Annotated in this window: 21 protein-coding genes; 15 read left to right on the top strand and 6 right to left on the bottom strand. The window is 54.9% G+C overall.

The genetic code is table 11. The features are described 5' to 3' along the window. Positions 1–16 precede the first annotated feature (16 nt). The 4 genes from mnmE to hemE form a co-directional block, all read right to left on the bottom strand. On the bottom strand, positions 17–1321 hold the full coding sequence (gene mnmE / locus G6N80_RS11005) for a tRNA uridine-5-carboxymethylaminomethyl(34) synthesis GTPase MnmE (RefSeq protein WP_165133763.1): 1305 nt from the start codon (positions 1319–1321) through the stop codon (positions 17–19). A 46-nt stretch (positions 1322–1367) separates the two neighbouring features. Then, positions 1368–2633: a transcription termination factor Rho gene (gene rho / locus G6N80_RS11000; RefSeq protein WP_137133652.1), complete on the bottom strand. Its 1266-nt coding sequence runs from the start codon at positions 2631–2633 to the stop codon at positions 1368–1370. 160 nt (positions 2634–2793) lie between these two features. Further along, entirely contained in the window at positions 2794–3339 is a 546-nt protein-coding gene (gene hemJ / locus G6N80_RS10995; RefSeq protein ID WP_062557270.1) for a protoporphyrinogen oxidase HemJ, read from the bottom strand. After that, complete coding sequence (gene hemE, locus G6N80_RS10990; protein WP_165133760.1) at positions 3332–4369, bottom strand: uroporphyrinogen decarboxylase; 1038 nt, start codon at positions 4367–4369, stop codon at positions 3332–3334. Before hemE ends, hemJ begins: the two co-directional genes overlap by 8 nt. A gap of 401 nt (positions 4370–4770) precedes the next feature. Here hemE and G6N80_RS10985 point away from each other — a divergent pair, with 401 nt between their 5' ends. The 5 genes from G6N80_RS10985 to dnaQ are packed head-to-tail and all read left to right on the top strand — an operon-like array spanning position 4771 to position 8363. Beyond that, entirely contained in the window at positions 4771–5592 is an 822-nt protein-coding gene (locus G6N80_RS10985) for a pyruvate, water dikinase regulatory protein (RefSeq protein ID WP_062557272.1), read from the top strand. Between the two features lie 28 nt (positions 5593–5620). Continuing rightward, the gene (locus G6N80_RS10980; RefSeq protein WP_062557273.1) at positions 5621–6220 is read left to right on the top strand and encodes a Maf-like protein; all 600 of its coding nucleotides are present in this window, start codon (positions 5621–5623) and stop codon (positions 6218–6220) included. Continuing rightward, on the top strand, positions 6213–7064 hold the full coding sequence (locus tag G6N80_RS10975; protein WP_165133757.1) for a shikimate dehydrogenase: 852 nt from the start codon (positions 6213–6215) through the stop codon (positions 7062–7064). Before G6N80_RS10980 ends, G6N80_RS10975 begins: the two co-directional genes overlap by 8 nt. Then, entirely contained in the window at positions 7061–7672 is a 612-nt protein-coding gene (gene coaE, locus G6N80_RS10970) for a dephospho-CoA kinase (RefSeq protein WP_165133754.1), read from the top strand. Before G6N80_RS10975 ends, coaE begins: the two co-directional genes overlap by 4 nt. Next, positions 7665–8363 carry a DNA polymerase III subunit epsilon gene (gene dnaQ / locus G6N80_RS10965; RefSeq protein ID WP_165133751.1) on the top strand — a complete coding sequence of 233 codons (699 nt, stop codon included), beginning with the start codon at positions 7665–7667 and terminating at the stop codon, positions 8361–8363. Before coaE ends, dnaQ begins: the two co-directional genes overlap by 8 nt. 92 nt (positions 8364–8455) lie before the next feature. Here dnaQ and secB read toward each other — a convergent pair whose 3' ends face one another. Beyond that, positions 8456–8917, bottom strand: coding sequence for a protein-export chaperone SecB (gene secB, locus G6N80_RS10960; protein ID WP_062557277.1), 462 nt, complete (start codon positions 8915–8917; stop codon positions 8456–8458). Positions 8918–9000: 83 nt separating this feature from the next. Further along, positions 9001–9513: an FxsA family protein gene (locus G6N80_RS10955; protein WP_062557278.1), complete on the bottom strand. Its 513-nt coding sequence runs from the start codon at positions 9511–9513 to the stop codon at positions 9001–9003. A 116-nt stretch (positions 9514–9629) separates the two neighbouring features. Here G6N80_RS10955 and G6N80_RS10950 point away from each other — a divergent pair, with 116 nt between their 5' ends. From G6N80_RS10950 to trpB, 10 genes are all read left to right on the top strand, one after another. After that, positions 9630–10328 (top strand): Tim44/TimA family putative adaptor protein, encoded by a 699-nt coding sequence (locus G6N80_RS10950; RefSeq protein ID WP_062557331.1) that lies wholly within the window; start codon positions 9630–9632, stop codon positions 10326–10328. Beyond that, the gene (gene mltA, locus G6N80_RS10945) at positions 10325–11443 is read left to right on the top strand and encodes a murein transglycosylase A (protein ID WP_165133748.1); all 1119 of its coding nucleotides are present in this window, start codon (positions 10325–10327) and stop codon (positions 11441–11443) included. Before G6N80_RS10950 ends, mltA begins: the two co-directional genes overlap by 4 nt. After that, on the top strand, positions 11440–11994 hold the full coding sequence (locus G6N80_RS10940) for a Smr/MutS family protein (protein WP_062557280.1): 555 nt from the start codon (positions 11440–11442) through the stop codon (positions 11992–11994). Before mltA ends, G6N80_RS10940 begins: the two co-directional genes overlap by 4 nt. Continuing rightward, on the top strand, positions 11991–12356 hold the full coding sequence (locus G6N80_RS10935; RefSeq protein WP_165133745.1) for a helix-turn-helix domain-containing protein: 366 nt from the start codon (positions 11991–11993) through the stop codon (positions 12354–12356). Before G6N80_RS10940 ends, G6N80_RS10935 begins: the two co-directional genes overlap by 4 nt. Positions 12357–12487: 131 nt before the next feature. After that, positions 12488–14914: a DNA topoisomerase (ATP-hydrolyzing) subunit B gene (gyrB, locus tag G6N80_RS10930; protein WP_165133742.1), complete on the top strand. Its 2427-nt coding sequence runs from the start codon at positions 12488–12490 to the stop codon at positions 14912–14914. 295 nt (positions 14915–15209) lie between these two features. Next, positions 15210–16490 carry a polyhydroxyalkanoate depolymerase gene (locus G6N80_RS10925; protein ID WP_062557283.1) on the top strand — a complete coding sequence of 427 codons (1281 nt, stop codon included), beginning with the start codon at positions 15210–15212 and terminating at the stop codon, positions 16488–16490. Positions 16491–16644: 154 nt separating this feature from the next. Continuing rightward, positions 16645–17064, top strand: a complete 420-nt coding sequence (locus G6N80_RS10920; protein WP_165133739.1) for a DUF2852 domain-containing protein — start codon at positions 16645–16647, stop codon at positions 17062–17064. A 204-nt stretch (positions 17065–17268) separates the two neighbouring features. Next, on the top strand, positions 17269–18039 hold the full coding sequence (locus G6N80_RS10915) for a M48 family metallopeptidase (RefSeq protein WP_165133736.1): 771 nt from the start codon (positions 17269–17271) through the stop codon (positions 18037–18039). A gap of 56 nt (positions 18040–18095) precedes the next feature. After that, a complete protein-coding gene (locus G6N80_RS10910; protein ID WP_165133733.1) occupies positions 18096–18767 on the top strand; it encodes a phosphoribosylanthranilate isomerase in 672 nt (223 codons plus the stop codon). Continuing rightward, positions 18764–19984 carry a tryptophan synthase subunit beta gene (gene trpB / locus G6N80_RS10905; RefSeq protein ID WP_062557286.1) on the top strand — a complete coding sequence of 407 codons (1221 nt, stop codon included), beginning with the start codon at positions 18764–18766 and terminating at the stop codon, positions 19982–19984. The genes G6N80_RS10910 and trpB overlap by 4 nt, the downstream gene beginning before the upstream one ends. Position 19985 lies beyond the last annotated feature (1 nt).

Here is a 19985-nt window from a genome sequence, read left to right as displayed (position 1 = left end):
CAGTGTTTCACGTGAGTCACTTGCCGATACAAAACTCGGAGAAGATGACCCCAAGCAGATCTTCAACATCCACACGACCGGTAATCCGGCCGAGCTCGTCGGAGGCCAGGCGCAAGCTCTCAGCCTTAAGCACGATATCGCTTTGCTTTAACCCGTCTTCGATGAAATTGGAAGCCTGTTGGAGATGCGAGATGTGACGCAATCGTCCGGCGCCAAGCGACGATATGGCTTCCCAGCTCTGCTTCAGCTCTTGCAGAATCAATGAACGGAGATGGTCAATGGTCTGTGGCAGGCTGACGCTGATGCAAGCATCATAACGCGTGTCTTCTGCTGGATGCAAATCGGCTTTGGTTCCAACACGCAATCGTTTTGCGTCGGTCAGGAATGACATTTGTTCCGCTAGCGAATCGATCTCGCTGAGATCAAGAACGAGGTCCGCTGATTCAATCGCCCGCCTCGCTCGCCTGACACCCTCACGCTCAACCACGTCATCGGTCTCTCGAATTCCGGCGGTATCAACCAGTCTGACAAGGAACCCGTCCATATCCAGCTCGACCTCAATGAGGTCACGGGTCGTGCCAGCGACAGAGGTGACAATCGCAACATCTCGCCCAGAAAGGGCGTTGATGAGACTGGACTTTCCGGCATTGGGTGGACCGGCAATAACGACATTGAAGCCGTCCCGGACCAACCGACCGCTCTGCGTGGCGGTCACCTGCTTTAAGATCTCACGGTGGAGAAGCGAAATATCGGGCCATATCCGGTCCGAAACACTTCCAGGTACATCCTCTTCGTCGGCAAAATCGAGTTCGGCCTCGATCATAGCGCGAGCGTGGGTCAGACGGTTTGCCCAATTCTGATACAGCGAAGACAACCCGCCGCTTGCCTGTTCAATGGCCAGCCTTCGCTGCATTTCCGTGTCTGCGGCGATGAGATCACCGAGGCCTTCGACCTCGACAAGATCCATCTTCCCATTGCTGAAGGCACGCCGGGTGAATTCTCCAGCTTCGGCAGCAACGCAGCCTAGTTCCAGCAGTTCCCGGCTGATGGCTGCTACAATGGCGCGACCTCCATGAACCTGAAGTTCAACGCAGTCTTCGCCAGTGAACGAAGCTGGACCAGGAAATGTCAGGATAAGACCTTGATCGATTTTGGAATTGTTTCGGTCCCGAATCGTTCTGAGGTTCATTCCTCTGGTTCTGTTCAACGGACCAGCCATCCAGCCGACGATATCAAATGCTGAGGGTCCAGAGATGCGTATGACCGCAACTCCGGACGGGGTAGAGCCGGATGATAGGGCGAATATTGTAGGAACGACCATACAGCCTCACAGGCAGAATCCGGCTAATTGCTGAATTCTGCTTGAATCAGGTGTTCATCGAATCGAAGAAATCACCGTTGTTCTTGGTCTGCTTGAGTTTGTCGATGAGGAACTCGATGGCATCGGTTGTTCCCATTGGCGCAAGAATACGCCGGAGCACGAAGATCTTCTGAAGATCCTGACGCGGAACCAGGAGATCTTCCTTACGGGTACCGGACTTGAGAATGTCCATCGCCGGGAAGATGCGCTTGTCAGCAACCTTGCGGTCCAGAACAATTTCAGAGTTACCCGTACCCTTGAACTCTTCGAAGATCACTTCGTCCATACGGCTGCCAGTATCGATGAGAGCGGTCGCGATGATCGTCAGCGAGCCGCCTTCTTCAATGTTACGGGCCGCACCAAAGAAACGCTTCGGGCGTTGCAGGGCGTTGGCATCAACACCACCGGTCAAGACCTTGCCGGATGACGGCACAACCGTGTTATAGGCTCGACCAAGTCGGGTGATGGAGTCGAGCAGAATGACAACATCTCGACCGTGCTCGACAAGACGCTTGGCCTTCTCGATGACCATTTCAGCTACCTGAACGTGACGTACTGCGGGTTCATCGAAAGTAGAGGAAATCACTTCGCCGCGAACGGAACGCTGCATGTCCGTCACTTCTTCCGGACGTTCGTCAATCAGCAGAACGATAAGATAACATTCCGGATGATTTGCAGTGATGGAATGCGCGATATTTTGTAGCAGGACCGTTTTACCAGTTCTCGGCGGTGCCACGATCAGACCGCGTTGACCTTTGCCCAGTGGAGCGACCAGATCGATCACGCGTGATGACAGATCCTTCGACGTCGGAATGTCCTGCTCCATCTTGAAGCGTTCATTCGGATAAAGCGGCGTCAGGTTATCGAAGTGAACCTTATGGCGGATTTTTTCCGGGTCATCGAAATTGATCGTGTTGACCTTCAGAAGTGCGAAATAACGTTCGCCTTCCTTGGGCCCACGGATCGGTCCTTCGACAGTGTCGCCGGTCTTCAGCGAGAAACGGCGAATCTGCGAAGGAGAGATGTAGATATCATCCGGACCAGGCAGATAGTTCGCATTGGCCGATCGCAAGAATCCGAAACCATCCTGCAGAACTTCCACAACGCCTTCACCGATGATCTCGACGTCCTGGCTTGCAAGAACTTTCAATATTGCGAACATGAGCTCCTGCTTTCGCATAGTGCTCGCGTTCTCGACCTCCAGTGATTCGGCAAAGGTCAGCAAATCAGTCGGTGATTTGCTCTTGAGTTCTTGAAGCTTCATTTCAGCCATGAAGAAGGGACCGCTTTGAATTTGAATGGGAATTTGGCGTGATGCTGAGGTGCGTCACCGCGAGCGCCGCGGAAGTCAGACTGTACAGACAAGCCATGGGGATGAGTGACGTAGAAATAGCCGCTTCACCGACGACCTGCAAGGGGTACGCGCTCAAATCTTAAGCGAAGGGCTTCACGATCACGAGGATTACGATCAAAATCATCAATACGGTCGGGATTTCGTTCATCATTCGCCAGTAGCGCGCAGGCTTTCGGGGCGCATCCTTCGCAAATCGTCTTACCCAATGCGACTGATGGACATGAGCCAGGGTCAGCAGAACGACAGCCAGAATTTTGGCATGCAGCCAGCCTCCCTGAAACCGGAAGCCTTCCCAGGCAAGATACAGCCCGAAGAGCCATGAGATCATCATGGCCGGATTCATGATGACCTTGAGCAAGCGTTGCTCCATCACCTTGAACGTTTCAGACTGGACAGAGCCTTCCGGCGCATCGGTATGATAAATGAAGAGCCTGGGCATGTAGAAGAGACCTGCCATCCACGAAATCACGGCGATGACGTGAAAGGCCTTTGCCCAAAGATAGAACTGATCTGGCACCAGGATGTAGGGCAAAGCGAGAAGCGCTAGAAACACCACGAGCGCGATGGCAGCCTTGAAACGGGCTCGACGTCCAGACGCTTCATGCGTTTGCAGCTCGTCAGCCATCCTTCGATCCACGAACTTGAGCAACGAGTTGTGTCACATGGTCCGGATTAGCTTCCGGCGTAATACCATGGCCAAGATTGAAGACGAGTGGTCCGCTACCCAACACCTGGAGGATGGCATCTATTCCCTCTTCCAGCGCCCGACCGCCTGCTACAACGCGCATTGGATCCAGATTGCCCTGAACAGGACCCTCCTTCTGCAGCTCTGCCGCAAAACTCAGAGGCACAGACCAGTCTAGCCCGATCATATCAGCGCCTGTCTGCTGCCGATAGTGTTTCAGGTTCATCCCAGCGCCTTTGGCAAAGGCAATGATCTTCGCTCCTGGACGACGGGCTTTCACAGACGCAATCATGCGAGCGACCGGCTTGACCGCAAACCCCTTGAACTCTTCTTCACCCAGAACACCCGCCCAGGAATCGAAAATCTGCACCGCATCGGCGCCCGCATCGATCTGGGCAACCAGATAGTCGGCAGAGATATCGGCCAGAAATTCCAGAAGATACTGGAACCGTTCACGGTGACGATAGCCAAACAGCCGTGCCGGTGCCTGATCCGGTGTCCCGCGGCCAGCGATCATATAGGTAGCGACGGTCCACGGTGCACCACAGAATCCCAAAAGCGTTGTCTCTTCTGGAAGACTACGTCGAATGCTGGAAACAGCCTGCATGACGGGGGTGAGATGCGACAGAACGTTTTTGCCGTCCAAAGCAGCGATGCCTGCTTCGTCGATCGGATCCATGCGAGGGCCTTCGCCCTCGACAAAACGCACACTGCGCTTCAGCGCGTCCGGTATCACGAGGATATCTGAGAACAGGATTGCAGCGTCGAACCCATAGCGACGGATGGGTTGAAGTGTCACTTCCGTGGCCAGTTCGGGAGAATAGCAAAGCTGCAGAAAGCTTCCCGCTTGCTTCCGCGTCTCTCGATATTCCGGCAGATAACGTCCGGCTTGTCTCATAAGCCAGATTGGTGGAGGCGAGACAGTCGCTCCGTCCAGAACTTCGAGAAGCTTGCGTCTCACAGCGCTCACGACAGTCTCCCTTAAAACAAAGAAATCTAGAATCTTTAGATTTTCTGATTCTTAGAGTCGGTGACTATCAGGGATAAAGTCTGTTGCACAGATCGTCCCGTTTCCTCGCTTCAGCAAAAGACAATCACGCTGGAAAGGAGCAAATGAACCCAACTGTGGGGACAACTCATTTTACGGATGAAAATCAGTCACATATCGCAACGATCAGCGCTTTCACTTTGTGGATAACTTCGGAAAAGTCATGATCTGCGCCATATTGTCCACATTTCCCACAGCGGCTGGATAAGCTATCGGTTGCCGGATCCAAATGTGGATAAGTCGGCTGTTATCCCGCTCCCGGATACCTCGGTCCCAATAATGGCCTGTCTATCCCAGGTTATGAACAGCAAAGCGAGATTAGCGTGGAGAACCGCAGAAACTTCTTCCATCTCCATCTGATATCTGACTCAACGGGAGAGACGCTGATCTCTGCGGGCAGGGCAGCATCTGCCCAGTTTCGGGGCGCCAATCCGATCGAGCATGTCTATCCGCTTATCCGGAACAAGCAGCAGCTACTGCCGGTTCTGGAGCATATCGACGAAAAGCCTGGCATCGTACTCTACACCATCGTTGACCAGTCCCTTGCAGACTATGTCGATCAACGCTGCAAGGAATTGGGAGTTCCGTCGGTCAATTTGCTTGAGCCGGTGCTTGCGGTATTTCAGGCCTATCTGGGATCACGCTCGCGTCGTCGCGTTGGAGCGCAGCACGTCCTGAATGCGGATTATTTTCGACGCATTGAGGCTCTGGATTTCGCCATGGATCACGACGATGGCCAGATGGCTGAAGAGTATGATGAGGCTGACGTCGTGATCGTCGGGATCAGCCGCACGTCCAAGACGCCCACCAGTATTTATCTTGCCAATCGTGGAATCAAGGTCGCGAACGTACCGCTCGTGCCGGGTACACCTTTACCGGAAAGTCTGTTGAAAGCGACCAAACCCCTGATCGTCGGTCTGGTTGCGACGACCGATCGTATTTCACAGGTCAGGGAGAACAGGGAACTCGGCCATACCAAGGGTTTTGACCCCAGCCCTTATACAGACCGTGCAAGTATCATTGAGGAGCTTAAGTACGCACGCGCCGTGTGCGCGCGCCACCAATGGCCCGTTATCGATGTCTCTCGTCGTTCTATTGAAGAAACGGCTGCGGCTATCGTTGCTCTACGCCCGAAGCTGCGCTAACCGAAAACGGAGCAAACGAGGTGCCGCCTTGCAACCGAAACTCATTCTGGCTTCGTCCAGTCCTTTTCGCCGCAGCTTGATGGAAAACGCCGGACTGGTGTTCGAATGGTCTGCTGCCAATATAGACGAGCGAAAGATGGAAGCTGAGCTGCAAAAAAGTGCAGCAGGGCCCAGAGAGGTAGCGCAGCATCTCTCACGGGCAAAAGCGATGGATGTCAGCCAACGGTATCCGGATGCTTTTGTCATCGGTTCAGACCAGACCATGTCTCTCGGCGAGCACGTCTTTCACAAGCCTAAGAACCGCGAAGAGGCAAAAGCGACCTTGATCGCCCTCTCCGGCAACGTTCATTATCTGAATAGCGGAATCTCCATTGTCCGCAGCGGTCATGTTGAGTGGGAAGGCGTATTCTCGGCCTCCCTCCATGTCCGCGAGCTTTCGGACAAGTTTATCGAACGCTATCTTGATCGCGTTGGAGACAAGGTCATGACAAGCGTGGGAGCGTATCAGCTTGAAGGAGAGGGGATCCATCTCTTCTCACGCATTGACGGCGACTATTTCACCATCCTTGGCCTCCCCATGCTTCCCCTTTTAGAGGCCCTCCGAAATCTGGGAGTGATTGATGTCTGATTCACGTGAAACGTTAACCGCTTTCGTGGTCGGTCATCCCATCCATCATTCACGCTCGCCGATGATCCATACGCATTGGCTACGTGGTTTTGGAATAGCCGGCGAATATCGAGCGATTGACGTGGCTCCGGAGCAGTTTGGAACCTTCTTCTCTGACCTTCGGACCTCGAAAAAGTTTCGTGGTGGGAACGTCACCATTCCTCATAAGGAAGTCGCATGCAAACTTGCTGACCGACCGGATGAACTTGCTCAGGAACTTGGGGCGGCCAATACCCTGTGGGTCACCGATGGTTTGGTCCACGCAACCAATACGGACGGATATGGTTTTGTTGCCAATCTCGATCAGCGAGCACCAGGCTGGTCGAAGGCCGACAAGGCCGTCATCCTTGGAGCAGGTGGCGCCAGTCGTGCGGTGATCCAAGCGGTGCGTGATCGAAAGATTGGCGAAATCCATGTCGTCAACCGCACGGTGGAAAGGGCGAGGGAACTGGCCGACCGGTTTGGCTCGTGTGTTCATGCGCATGAGATGGGTGCCTTGCGCGAGGTCATGAGCGGAGCAGGCCTCTTCATCAATACAACCTCTCTTGGCATGGACGGACAGGAGTCGATTGCAATTGATTTTACGGGCATGCAGGACGAAGCGACCGTCACCGATATTGTCTACGTGCCGCTGAAGACCCCGATGCTTAAAGAGGCGGAACGGCAGGGAAAGACGACAGTGGATGGATTGGGCATGTTGCTCAATCAGGCAGTTCCCGGTTTTGAGAAATGGTTTGGCAAGCGACCGGCGGTCGATGAGCAGCTGCGTCAGCTCGTCATTTCGGATATGGACAAGCACCAATGATCCGCATTGGCCTTACTGGCTCGATTGGCATGGGAAAATCCACGACTGCAAAGCTGTTTGCCGAGCAGGGCGTGCCCGTCAATGATGCCGATCAGGTTGTCCACGAACTCTATGCCGGGAGTGCCGTGGCAGCTATCGAAAATAGTTTTCCCGGTACCGCTCAAAACGGCGTGGTGAACAGAACCGAATTATCTCGCCAACTTGCACTCCACCCTGAACGCTTCAAGGAACTGGAAGCCATCATCCATCCGCTTGTGCGCGAGGGTGAACGCGCCTTCCTCGAACGGCAACAATCCGTTGGGCAGGATATCGTGCTTCTGGATATTCCGCTGCTGTTTGAAACGGGCGCGGAAGACCGGGTTGACGTCATCGTTGTTGTAAGTTGCGAGGCGGATCTGCAGAGGCAGCGCGTTTTGGCGAGGCCGGGTATGACGGCAGAGAAATTCGACCTGATTCTCTCTCGTCAGATGCCGGATACTGAAAAGCGCAAACGCGCAGACTTTATCATCGATACAGGGCAAGGCATCGAGGAAGCGCGTCGTCAGGTCATACAGGTCTTGAATTCAATTCGCTCTGGGGCGAACGAGGAAGCCGAAAATCATGCGTGAGATCATATTCGATACGGAAACCACAGGTCTTGAAACAAGAGTTGATCGTGTGATCGAAATCGGTGGCATCGAGCTTCTCAATCATTTTCCGACCGGTCGGACCTTTCATGTCTACATCAACCCAGGCGACCGCAAGGTCCATCCGGATGCTTTGGCAGTTCATGGGATCACAGACGATTTCCTGAAAGACAAGCCGGTCTTTGCCGAAATTGTTGATGATCTGAGAACCTTCTTCGAAGGTGCGAAATGGATCGCTCATAACGCAACCTTCGATATGGGTTTCATCAATGCCGAGTTTGACAGGCTCGGGATCCCGCCCGTTTCTCCGGAACACGTCATCGATACTCTGGCACTGGCCCGCCGAAAGCATCCCATGGGACCAAATTCTCTGGATGCTCTCTGCCGACGTTACGGGATAGACAACTCCCATCGGACGAAGCACGGGGCACTTCTCGACTCCGAGCTTCTTGCCGAAGTGTACATTGAAATGATCGGCGGAAGGCAAGCAGCTCTGGTGCTGGGTGGATCTGAAGCTGCGCGAACGATCAATGAGGCTGAAGACATCGAGGTCATAATCTCAGCTCGACCGAGACCGCTCGCGCCACGGCTGACGCAAGTCGAAATCGAGGCGCATCAGGCCATGGTCGGCAGCATTGGGGCGAAGGCCCTTTGGACTCGCTACTCCTCCTGATACCGGGTGTTGGCGCATCCGCCTCTGTCAGTGGGATCGTCACAAAAAAGCCCGGTCGATGCCGGGCTTTTGAAGGTTCGTGAATGGGAATGTCAGCTGTTCAACGAGGAACGCGACTCTTCCTGGGCAAGACGCTGTGCAAACATCTGGCCGAAATCAATCGGGTCGATCATCAGCGGTGGGAAGCCGCCATTGCGCGTGACATCGGAGATGATCTGACGCGCGAACGGGAAGAGCAGCCGCGGGCATTCGATGAAAAGCACCGGCAGCATATGTTCCTGCGGGAATCCAGTGATGCGGAAAACGCCGCCGTAAACCAGTTCCGTTGCAAAGACGACCTTATCGCCATCCTTGGCTTCCGCACTGAGCGACAGCACGACATCGAATTCCGTGTCGGACAATGGGTTCGCGTTGACGTTCACATTGATATTGATGCCGGGAGCCTTGTCACGTGCCTGCAGTGAACGCGGAGCGCCTGGATTTTCGAAGGACAGGTCCTTCGTGTACTGCGCAAGAATTGTGAGGGATGGGTTCTGATCGTCTTCATTGGCCATTGGCTGTTCCTCGGCTTTATCTTTAGCGCCGTCTATCACTTCAGTGTGACCCTTACAACCCGTTCGCAGGGTCGCGGACGAGGCTAGGAGCCAAGCTTCGGGCCGTTCGGATCCGGTCCCGAAGACCAGGGCGATGACGGATTCGGTTTGCGTTCATACTCGTTGTCTTCGAGGTCGATAACTTGTTCGCTCATCGTTGATGAGGGGTTCGCGCCGGACGTTTGCGTAAACGAAGACCTGACGACGATCCGCTGCGCCATGCGCTTCCAGATCCAGCGACGAATGAAGGGGACGAAAAGGATCAATCCCACGATATCCGTTATGAATCCCGGAATTATCAAGAGGATAGCGCCAACAACCATCATGGCTCCGTGGCCAATTGTTTCCGCGGGAACACGCCCGAGACGACTGTCGGCCTGAACTTGCCGCAGAACTCCGAGACCCTGGACACGCAGGAGCAACGTTCCCACCAACCCGGACAGGATGATCAGGCCAAGCGTTCCGAACACACCCACCCATTTTCCAACAATGACGAAGCCTGCGATCTCTGCCAACGGCAAAGCAAGGAGGACCAAAGGAAAAAGAGTGTTGCGCATGGCAATGTGTCGACTCGCGTTTCAAGACGTTTGAAGTCCTCAGCACTATTTGAATGCCGGACGGTTCAGACTATATGAGGTGTATAAAGACATATTCCAACCAACTGCGGGTGAAAATGGGCGCGAACGACTTCATAACTTTGTTCTTTCTGGTCGCCGCTGTGCTGATCTTTCTGCAGCTGAGAAGCGTTCTCGGACGCAGGACTGGCCACGAAAAACCCCCTGCCGATCCCTTCAGCGCGCGCCAATCAATCAAAACCACTGGCAGTGAGGAAGAAAAGGTCGTCACTCTGCCTCGACGGGAGACGGTTGACGAAGAGCAGCGCTGGGTGGAAGTGGATGCGATTGCGAAACCCGGTACCGAACTGAATGAGGGTCTGCGCCATCTTATCAAGGCAGATCCGTCCTTCCGTCCCAAGGATTTTCTCAACGGTGCCAGAATGGCCTACGAGATGATCGTCATGGCTTTTGCTGATGGAGACAGGAAGACCCTGAAGGGGCTTCTTTCGAAGGAGGTCTACGACGGCTTTAATGCGGCCATCACCGAGCGCGAAGCTCGTGGTGAGGTCATCAAGTCCACGTTCGTCGGAATAGACAAGACAGACTTTCTGCAAGCGACCGTCAAGGATCAGGAAGAGCTTATCACGTTGAAAATCGTCAGCCAGCTCATTTCGGCGACCTATGACCGCGACAACAAGATTGTCGATGGTGATGCGGAGACTGTCGGCGAGGTGATCGATATCTGGACTTTCGCGCGCGACATTCGCTCGCGTGATCCAAATTGGAAACTGGTCGCGACTGAATCCGAACAATGACACATAATCTGCCGCAACTTCGTGTGATCGACTTTGCCGATGTCGAAGGCTGGAACACGGATGATCCGCGTCCCGTCTTCGAGGGTATGCGCCATTGCTTGAACTACTTGCGGCAGGGAAAGCCCTATAAGACAGGCGCGCTGGGTCTTTCCGCGCAGGATTTGATTCCCTTGCTGGAGAAGGCGGAAACTCTGGGCCCGCCGCAAAGCGCCGCCGCGGCGCGTACATTCTTTGAGGAAACCTGCGTTCCCTTTGCAATCTGTCCAGATGACATCCAGACCGGCTTCGTGACCGCGTTTTATGAACCGGAAGTCGAGGTGAGCGACAGGCAGGAATCCGGCTATCAATATCCGTTTTATAGTCGGCCGTCTGATCTCGTTGATGTGGATGAGACCAACCGTCCGGCAGGCATGGACCCCTACTACGCCTTTGGGCGGGTAACGGGGAGCGGAATTGAGCCATACCCCGATCGAAAATCCATCGATCAGGGCTATCTGGAGGGTCAGGGTCTCGAGATTGCCTGGGCGAAATCGAAGGTCGATGTTTTCTTTACGCATGTGCAGGGAGCGGCGAGGCTTCGTTATCCAGATGGCCGTGTAAAGCGGATCACCTATGCGGCAAAGGCAGGACATCCATTTTCACCCATCGGACGGCTTCTGATCGATCGCGGTGAGATTGACGCTACAACAGTCTCCATGCAGACGATCCGCTCATGGCTGAACGAAAATCCGACTAAGCGAGACGAGGTTCTCTGGCACAACAGGTCTTATATCTTCTTTCGGGAAGCAGAGGTCAGTGAGCAGGATCTCGGCCCGATTGCGGCTGCAAAAGTTCCCTTGATCGCAGGGCGTTCGCTGGCTGTTGACAGGCTGATCCATACATTTGGTTTTCCATTTTTCATTCGCTCGGAAAGCCTCACTCATCTTGATGATGGGCTACCCTTCGCGCGCCTCATGCTGGCCCTCGATACGGGATCAGCGATTGTTGGTCCAACCCGCGGTGACATCTTCACAGGCTCCGGTTTCGAAGCAGGAGAGAAAGCGGGAACAGTGCGCAACAACGCACTGTTCTTTATCTTTGTGCCGAAGCAGGCTGCAATCAGGTTCATGCCATGAGCGGTCGCAAGCTGGATGGCGATGAGCGAATTCTGTGGGGCAAGGTGGCGCGCACCACGCGTCCTATGCCCGGGCGCCTGGAACAACTGCTTGAATTCGAAGACGCTCTCGATGCAGAGGTGCGAGAGCCTAAACAGACCTTCGCTTTGAATCCGGCTAAAAAACAGTCAGAATCTCATGAAAGTCAGGATGGTATTCAGAAGCCGAAAGGCCAGCATCATCCACTGGAGCGCCCCGTCAAGCGCAAGATCGCCAGAGGTCGACTGGCACTTGAAGCGCGCATCGACCTCCATGGCATGATCCAGAGTGAGGCGCACGGCATCCTTCTGGATTTCCTGCTACGAGCCCATGAACGGGGGCTGCGCCATGTGCTTGTCATTACCGGCAAAGGCAGTTCGCTTGGCAGCGAAGGTGCGCTGAAGCGGGCCGTGCCGCTGTGGTTCTCCAAGACCGAGTTTCGCTTTCTTATTTCGTCTTATGAAACGGCAGCACGCCAGCATGGTGGTGAAGGTGCCCTGTATGTCCGCCTCAGCCGGAGAGGGCAGACGTGACCCCGTTCGGTGAAGCACTTCGCGAACTCCGCAAGCACAAAGGGGTAACCCAGCAGCAGATGGCGGCGGCGCTCGGTGTTTCCTCTGCCTATCTGTCTGCCTTGGAGCACGGGAGGCGAGGACGTCCCAGCTTTGATTTTCTCCAGAGAGTTGCCGGGTATTTTCATATAATCTGGGATGAGGCTGAAGCTCTTTTTCGGCTCGCAGAGCAATCAGACCCTCGGGTCGTAATAGATACAGGTGGCCTTCCGCCTGCTTACACAGCCTTTGCAAACCTTCTTGCGAGACGGATTGGCTCTCTGGAACCAAGCGTGATACAAGAAATGACGATGCTGCTGGAAAATGCCGCAAATAAGGGCTAATTCGGGCTGGTTCTCCCCGGTTTTCAACGCTTGGCGCTTTGGAAAACAGGCAGGAAATTTCTATAGTCCGCGTCAGGACAACGGTGATTCGCCGCCCACCGTGCACAGCCAAAGAACAAGAAAGTTGATTGATGAGCGATACACCCGTCAGCGCGAGTGCAGAATACGGAGCCGATTCCATCAAGGTCCTCAAGGGGCTTGATGCTGTTCGGAAACGTCCGGGCATGTACATCGGCGATACGGACGATGGCTCCGGTCTGCATCACATGGTCTACGAAGTCGTGGATAATGCGATTGATGAGGCGCTTGCAGGACACGCTGATCTGGTGACAGTGACATTGAACGCCGATGGGTCAGTCACCGTCACGGACAATGGTCGCGGCATTCCGACGGATATCCACACCGGGGAGGGCGTGTCTGCGGCCGAAGTCATCATGACGCAGCTTCATGCGGGCGGTAAATTCGACCAGAATTCCTACAAGGTCTCCGGTGGCCTGCATGGCGTCGGCGTATCTGTCGTTAACGCGCTGTCTGTAAAGCTCAGCCTGAAGATCCGTCGTAGCGGCAAAATCCATGAGATGAGCTTTACGCATGGGGTGGCGGATTCCCCCCTGGTCATCACAGGCAACTACGAAGGCCGTTCTGGCACGGAGGTCACGTTCCTGCCAAGTGGAGAAACCTTCACCAAGACCGAGTTCGATTATGGAACGCTGGAGCACCGCCTGCGGGAATTGGCATTCCTGAATTCGGGTGTCCGCATCCTTCTGACGGACAAGCGCAAGTCCGATATCCGCCAGGAAGAAATGCTTTACGACGGTGGTCTGGAAGCTTTCGTTCGTTATCTGGATCGGGCGAAGAAGCCTCTGGTCGACAAGCCGGTTGCAATTCGTGGAGAAAAGGACGGCATCACCGTTGAGGTCGCGCTGTGGTGGAACGACAGCTATCATGAAAACGTGCTGTGCTTCACCAACAACATTCCGCAGCGCGATGGCGGAACGCATATGGCAGGGTTCCGCGGCGCCCTGACGCGTCAAGTCACGTCTTACGCGGATTCTTCTGGCATTCTGAAAAAGGAAAAAGTCTCACTCCAGGGTGAGGACTGCCGCGAGGGATTGACGGCCGTTCTGTCCGTGAAGGTGCCTGATCCAAAGTTCTCGTCCCAGACCAAGGACAAGCTTGTGTCGTCCGAGGTCCGCCCGGTTGTCGAAAATCTTGTGAACGAGGCTCTGAGTATCTGGTTTGAAGAGCATCCGTCTGAAGCGAAAATTCTGGTCGGGAAGGTTGTCGAGGCAGCAGTTGCCCGCGAAGCTGCCCGCAAGGCGCGCGAACTGACACGTCGTAAGGGCGCGCTCGACATCGCATCGCTGCCTGGCAAGCTGGCAGACTGCTCCGAACGTGACCCGGCCAAATCGGAACTCTTTCTTGTCGAGGGTGACTCGGCTGGCGGATCCGCCAAACAGGGACGTTCACGTGAAAACCAGGCTATCCTTCCTTTGCGCGGGAAGATCCTGAATGTTGAGCGCGCGCGTTTTGATAAAATGCTGTCGAGCCAGGAAATTGGCACGCTGATCACGGCACTTGGGACATCCATCGGCAAGGATGAATTCAATGCCGACAAGCTGCGTTATCACAAAATCATTATCATGACGGATGCTGACGTTGATGGCGCGCATATTCGCACGCTGCTTTTGACCTTCTTCTTCCGCCAGATGCCGGAACTGATCGAGCGCGGTCATCTCTACATTGCCCAGCCACCACTTTATAAAGTGACACGTGGGAAATCCGTTCAATACCTGAAGGATGAAAAGGCCCTTGAAGAGTATCTGATCGGGCAAGGTCTTGAGGATACGACCCTCACACTGGGCTCGGGGGAGGTCCGTGCTGGCGCTGATCTGCGAGACCTGATTCAGGACGCGCTTCGTCTGCGCTCTCTCCTGGATGGTCTCCATTCTCGCTACAGCCGGTCCATCGTCGAACAGGCAGCTATTGCTGGCGCTTTGAATCCGGAACTCACCGATAATCCTGCCAAGGCTCAGGAAACAGCCGATGAAGTTGCGCGCCGTCTCGATGTCATTGCAGAAGAAACCGAACGGGGCTGGTCCGGCCATGTCACGGGCGAGGGCGGACTTCGTTTCGAACGCATGGTTCGCGGCGTCAAGGAAGTCGCTGTCATTGATGTCGCGCTTATCGGGTCGGCGGATGCTCGCCATATCGATCAGATGACCGCTCGACTGAAAGAAATCTATGCGACCCCGCCGATCCTGACATTGAAAGACAAGACGTCGGAAATTTCCGGCCCTCGCGCCCTTCTGGACAGCATCTTCGCCGCCGGTCGCAAAGGTCTTTCCATGCAGCGATATAAGGGCCTTGGCGAAATGAACGCCGAGCAGCTCTGGGAAACGACGCTGGATCCTAATGTGCGCTCCCTTCTGCAAGTCAAGGTGAATGACGCAACCGATGCGGATGGCCTCTTCGCGCGCCTGATGGGGGATGAGGTAGAGCCTCGGCGAGAATTCATCCAGGACAACGCGTTGAACGTCGCGAACCTCGACATCTGATCAATTTTTGTTTCACGTGAATCTTTTCTGTGGATTGATTCACGTGAAACACACTCGCCTAATCCCAAAAGGTCACACTTTTCTCACGGAAAACGTTGCATTTTTTCTGCAGGGAACAAACGCTCTTCTGCCGACTTGATGCATTGCAGCAGGTAAAAATCAGCGCCTTGCCAAGGAGTACCTTGTCACTATGTTGCGCTGCACTCACTTCCTGTTAGTTTACTTTTCACGTGCTACTCATGTCTGACGGAATTTTCTCCTTCAGACGAAGGAAAAGAAGAAAGGTGGCGTTCGCATGTTCTACCAGCTTTATGAGTTGAACCACGCCGCGATGGCGCCGCTGCGCGCCTCGACAGAAGCGATGCGCTTCTTCTACAGCAATCCTCTTAATCCACTGTCGCAAACTCCCCTTGGCAGAAGTGTCTCGGCATCGCTTGAAGTGTTCGAGCGCGCCACACGTCGCTATGGAAAGCCAGAATTCGGTTTGCCGACCACCACAGTCGATGGGCACACCGTCAAGGTTACAGAGAAGGTGGTCTGGTCAAAGCCATTCTGCAACCTTCTCCATTTCGAGCGCGCTCTCCCAGCATCCCGTGTGCCCGACCCCAGAATTCTGATTGTTGCGCCGATGTCCGGCCATTATGCGACGCTGCTGCGCGGCACTGTCGAAGCCCTGATGCAAGGCGCGGATGTCTACATCACAGACTGGCAGGACGCCCGCAACGTTCCGATCACGGAAGGGACGTTCGATCTCGATGATTACATCGATTACGTCATCGAAATGCTTCATCATCTGGGTCCGGATACGCATGTGGTTGCGGTTTGCCAGCCATCCGTTCCGGTTCTTGCTGCTGTTGCAGTCATGGATGCGGCCAACGATCCCTTTGTACCATCCTCCATGACGTTGATGGGCGGTCCAATCGACACGCGCATTAACCCCACGGCCGTGAACCAGTTGGCACAGGATCGCCCGCTCAAGTGGTTCAAGGATAACGTCATCATGACGGTACCATGGCCGCTCGCCGGTTTCATGCGACCTGTGTATCCAGGATTTCTACAACTGTCCGGCTTCATGTCGATGAACCTCGATCGTCACCTGATCGCGCACAAGGAATTCTACGAACACCTGGTGAAAAACGATGGTGAGTCGGCTGAGAAGCATCGCGACTTCTACGACGAATATCTGGCGGTCATGGATCTGACAGCGGAGTTCTACCTGCAAACGGTGGACACCGTTTTCATCAAGCACGCGTTGCCGAAGGGCGAAATGATGCATCGGACAAATCCAGTCGATACGAAGGCGATCAAGAACGTCGCTCTTCTGACGATCGAGGGCGAGAACGATGATATCTCCGGCGTGGGTCAGACTCATGCTGCACAAACCATTTGCTCCAGTATTCCCGCAGAGATGCGGATGCACTACGTGCAACCGGATGTTGGCCACTACGGCGTGTTCAACGGTTCTCGCTTCCGTCGCGAAATCGCCCCACGAATTCTTTCCTTCACACGCGAACACTCAAAGGCACTGCGCAAGAACGCTCCGCCGCGGGTGATCAAGGGCGGAAAGAGCGGCTGACCGGATCTTTGCTCACGTCGAATTCAGAAAATGCGACCAATGGCTTCGCCGATTGTGAAGAGCATGTTCTTGAAGCGGATGAGCGCACTAACCACATCGAATCTCGAAAGGCCCGCATACCGCGGGCTTTTTGAGAAAAGAGGTAGTGCAACCCATGAATCAGTCAGCATTGATCCGTCCGGATTGGACTCCGGCAACCATCGCACTGATGGTTCTCGGCTTCGTCATTTTCTGGCCGCTGGGTCTAGCAATGCTCGCATACATCCTGTTCGGCGAACGACTGCGCGATTTCAAGCGAACCGCAAATGAACGTGCCGATGGGATGTTCTCATCTTTCCGCAGATCCAGCCGTCGCTATGGCCCGTCCTACTCAACAGGCAATGTTGCGTTTGACGACTGGCGCAAGGCGGAAATGGACCGGATTGAAGAGCAACGCCGCAAGCTTGATGAAATGCGTGATGAGTTCGATAGTTATTTGCGGGAACTACGCCGTGCAAAGGATCAGGAGGAGTTTGACCGCTTCATGCGCGAACGCTCCAACAGAGGTCCGGAAACGCATTATCCGACTGTATAAGGGAAGGCGTTTTGCATAGCGCATTGAACACTGTCACCGGCACCACAAGGTGCCGGTGTTTTGCTGTCAATTGCTCGCGCGAATCAGCTAAAGCGCATCGCGATCTTTCAGATTCGCTCCTGACGCTTTAACTCTCTGTTTTGACGCATGTCGTTATCGCAAAACCGCTTCACACTTTTGCGCGACATGCGTTAGAACAAGTCCATGTTTTCACTCCTCCGAAAACCCGCCCGAAAAAAGCCAAAGCCTCTTCGTGTTGAGGAACGTTCGCTCCAGGTTGGCGATCGGATGATGCCGCTCGTCATCAAGGAACACGCGACCGCAAGCCGGATGACATTGCGTATCGATGCGGGCGGACGCGGTTTGAAGTTGACGATCCCACGTGGCCTGAAAAGCAGGGAAGTTGAAGATTTTCTCGTCCGGCACGATGGCTGGTTGCGAGCCAAGCTGGCCAAGTTCAGCGGTGATCAGACGATCCGCCCGGGCACGCGGCTGCCCTTGCGCGGAAATCTGCATCGGATTGTCCACACAGGCACGCTGCGCGGTCTGACGGAGGTTGATATGGAAGACGGAGAGCCGGTCATTCGGGTCAGCGGCCTGGAAGATCATGTGGCTCGGAGATTATCCGCCTTTTTGAAAAAAGAGGCGCGTTACGATCTGGAGCGCCTGGCCGCCTACCACGCAGCGAGCATCGGCAGATCGATACGCTCCATCACCATGAAAGATACGCGGAGTCGCTGGGGCTCCTGTACCTGGGACGGCAATCTTTCCTTTTCTTGGCGCATCGTCATGGCGCCGGATTTCGTCATAGACTATCTCGCCGCCCATGAGGTGGCGCACCTACGCGAGATGAACCACGGTCCGGCCTTCTGGGCTCTCTGCAAGTCGCTTTGTCCTCGCACGGAGGAGGCACGTCGCTGGTTGAAAACCAATGGGTCGCAACTGCACGCGCTTGACTTCGGTGAGAAGGGATAACCCTTGCCAATCCTATTTTTCTCGACTTGAACCTCGATTCGTGTCACTTCGCCATCATGAAACCAGACATTAAAATTTGCGGTCTCAAGACGTCTGACGCGGTCAATCTGGCCGTTGCCCGCGGCGCTACGCATATCGGCTTCATTTTCTTTGAGAAAAGCCCGCGCCATATCGATCCGCTTCTTGCCGGGACGCTTGCCGATCTTGTGCGCGGCAAGGCCAAGATCGTTGCCGTAACCGTCGATGCGGATAATGAGGAACTGGAAGAAATCATCGCCTTCCTCAAGCCGGACATACTTCAGCTTCATGGTAGCGAAACTGCCGAGCGCGTCCTGAACATCAAGGCCGTGTTTGGGCTGCCGGTGATGAAGGCTTTTTCCGTGCGCACGGTCGATGATCTGCGCAAGATCAAAGCCTACGAAGGGCTCGCCGATCGTTTTCTGTTCGACGCAAAGCCGCCAACTGGGTCAGAGCTTCCGGGCGGTAACGGTGTCTCGTTTGACTGGGATATCATGGCCGCGCTTGACGAAGACGTAGATTACATGCTTTCCGGTGGCCTCAACAAGGAGAATGTGGGAGCGGCGCTGTCCAAGACCCACGCTCCCGGCATCGATATTTCCTCCGGCGTGGAAAGCGCGCCTGGTGTGAAGGATCTGGACAAGATGAACGCCTTTTTCGATGCAATCGAAAAATGGCGGCTAAATGCATCAGAGGGAGTTGCACAGTGAACCAGCCGCTCAAGCCGAATTCGTTTCGCGCCGGTCCTGATGAGGACGGTCGTTTTGGCATCTATGGCGGCCGTTTCGTCGCTGAAACCCTGATGCCTCTCATCCTTGATTTGCAGGACGAGTGGAACAAGGCAAAGACTGATGTGGAATTCCAGAAGGAACTGGCGCATCTGGGCACACATTACATCGGTCGTCCAAGCCCGCTCTATTTCGCAGAGCGTCTGACGGCCGAACTGGGTGGCGCGAAGATCTACTTCAAGCGCGATGAGCTGAATCACACAGGCAGCCACAAGATCAACAACTGTATCGGCCAGATCCTGCTTGCCAAGCGTATGGGCAAGAAGCGCATCATTGCAGAGACGGGTGCCGGTCAGCATGGCGTCGCCTCTGCAACGGTTGCTGCCCGTTTCGGTCTGCCTTGCGTCGTCTACATGGGTGCAACGGACGTCGAGCGGCAGGCCCCGAACGTTTTCCGTATGAAGCTTTTGGGCGCTGAAGTGAAGCCTGTGACATCTGGTCATGGCACGCTGAAGGACGCCATGAACGAAGCGCTGCGTGATTGGGTCACCAATGTTGATGACACCTATTACATCATCGGTACGGCGGCAGGCCCGCACCCCTATCCGGAAATGGTTCGAGAATTCCAGTCGGTCATTGGCAAGGAAGCACGCGAACAGATGCTGGCAGCCGAAGGGCGTCTGCCTGATATGCTGGTGGCAGCAGTCGGCGGCGGCTCAAACGCGATCGGTCTGTTCCATCCCTTCCTGGATGATGACGCGGTTAGCATCGTTGGCGTCGAAGCCGGCGGCAAGGGTCTTGAAGGTGAAGAGCACTGTGCCTCACTCACCGCAGGTCGCCCCGGCGTTCTCCACGGCAATCGTACTTATCTGCTGCAGGACAATGACGGCCAGATCAAGGAAGGCCATTCCATCTCGGCTGGTCTCGATTATCCGGGCATCGGACCGGAGCATTCCTGGTTGAAGGATTCAGGCCGCGTGGAATATGTGCCGATCAAGGATGATGAAGCGCTGGCAGCTTTCCAGCTTCTCACCCGCACTGAGGGCATCATCCCGGCGCTGGAGCCGAGCCACGCACTGGCGGAAGTCATCAAGCGCGCGCCGAAGATGGACAAGGATCAGATCATTCTGATGAACCTCTGTGGCCGTGGCGACAAGGACATCTTCACTGTCGGCAAAATTCTTGGAATGGGTCTCTGAT

Origin of the sequence: Rhizobium rhizoryzae, from assembly GCF_011046895.1 — a bacterium.
In the GTDB taxonomy this organism is placed as follows: Bacteria; Pseudomonadota; Alphaproteobacteria; order Rhizobiales; family Rhizobiaceae; genus Neorhizobium; species Neorhizobium rhizoryzae.
Note: the sequence above shows the minus strand (reverse complement) of the source record. Positions and strands in the feature narration are given on the sequence as shown.

Bases quoted from the DNA above. Each gene is read 5' to 3' on its own strand.
- mnmE (WP_165133763.1), bottom strand. From the start codon at position 1,321: ATGGTCGTTCCTACAATATTCGCCCTATCATCCGGCTCTACCCCGTCC.
- rho (WP_137133652.1), bottom strand. From the start codon at position 2,633: ATGGCTGAAATGAAGCTTCAAGAACTCAAGAGCAAATCACCGACTGAT.
- hemJ (WP_062557270.1), bottom strand. From the start codon at position 3,339: ATGGCTGACGAGCTGCAAACGCATGAAGCGTCTGGACGTCGAGCCCGT.
- G6N80_RS10975 (WP_165133757.1), top strand. From the start codon at position 6,213: ATGTCTGATTCACGTGAAACGTTAACCGCTTTCGTGGTCGGTCATCCC.
- coaE (WP_165133754.1), top strand. From the start codon at position 7,061: ATGATCCGCATTGGCCTTACTGGCTCGATTGGCATGGGAAAATCCACG.
- dnaQ (WP_165133751.1), top strand. From the start codon at position 7,665: ATGCGTGAGATCATATTCGATACGGAAACCACAGGTCTTGAAACAAGA.
- secB (WP_062557277.1), bottom strand. From the start codon at position 8,917: ATGGCCAATGAAGACGATCAGAACCCATCCCTCACAATTCTTGCGCAG.
- G6N80_RS10955 (WP_062557278.1), bottom strand. From the start codon at position 9,513: ATGCGCAACACTCTTTTTCCTTTGGTCCTCCTTGCTTTGCCGTTGGCA.
- G6N80_RS10950 (WP_062557331.1), top strand. From the start codon at position 9,630: ATGGGCGCGAACGACTTCATAACTTTGTTCTTTCTGGTCGCCGCTGTG.
- mltA (WP_165133748.1), top strand. From the start codon at position 10,325: ATGACACATAATCTGCCGCAACTTCGTGTGATCGACTTTGCCGATGTC.
- G6N80_RS10940 (WP_062557280.1), top strand. From the start codon at position 11,440: ATGAGCGGTCGCAAGCTGGATGGCGATGAGCGAATTCTGTGGGGCAAG.
- gyrB (WP_165133742.1), top strand. From the start codon at position 12,488: ATGAGCGATACACCCGTCAGCGCGAGTGCAGAATACGGAGCCGATTCC.
- G6N80_RS10925 (WP_062557283.1), top strand. From the start codon at position 15,210: ATGTTCTACCAGCTTTATGAGTTGAACCACGCCGCGATGGCGCCGCTG.
- G6N80_RS10920 (WP_165133739.1), top strand. From the start codon at position 16,645: ATGAATCAGTCAGCATTGATCCGTCCGGATTGGACTCCGGCAACCATC.
- G6N80_RS10915 (WP_165133736.1), top strand. From the start codon at position 17,269: ATGTTTTCACTCCTCCGAAAACCCGCCCGAAAAAAGCCAAAGCCTCTT.
- G6N80_RS10910 (WP_165133733.1), top strand. From the start codon at position 18,096: ATGAAACCAGACATTAAAATTTGCGGTCTCAAGACGTCTGACGCGGTC.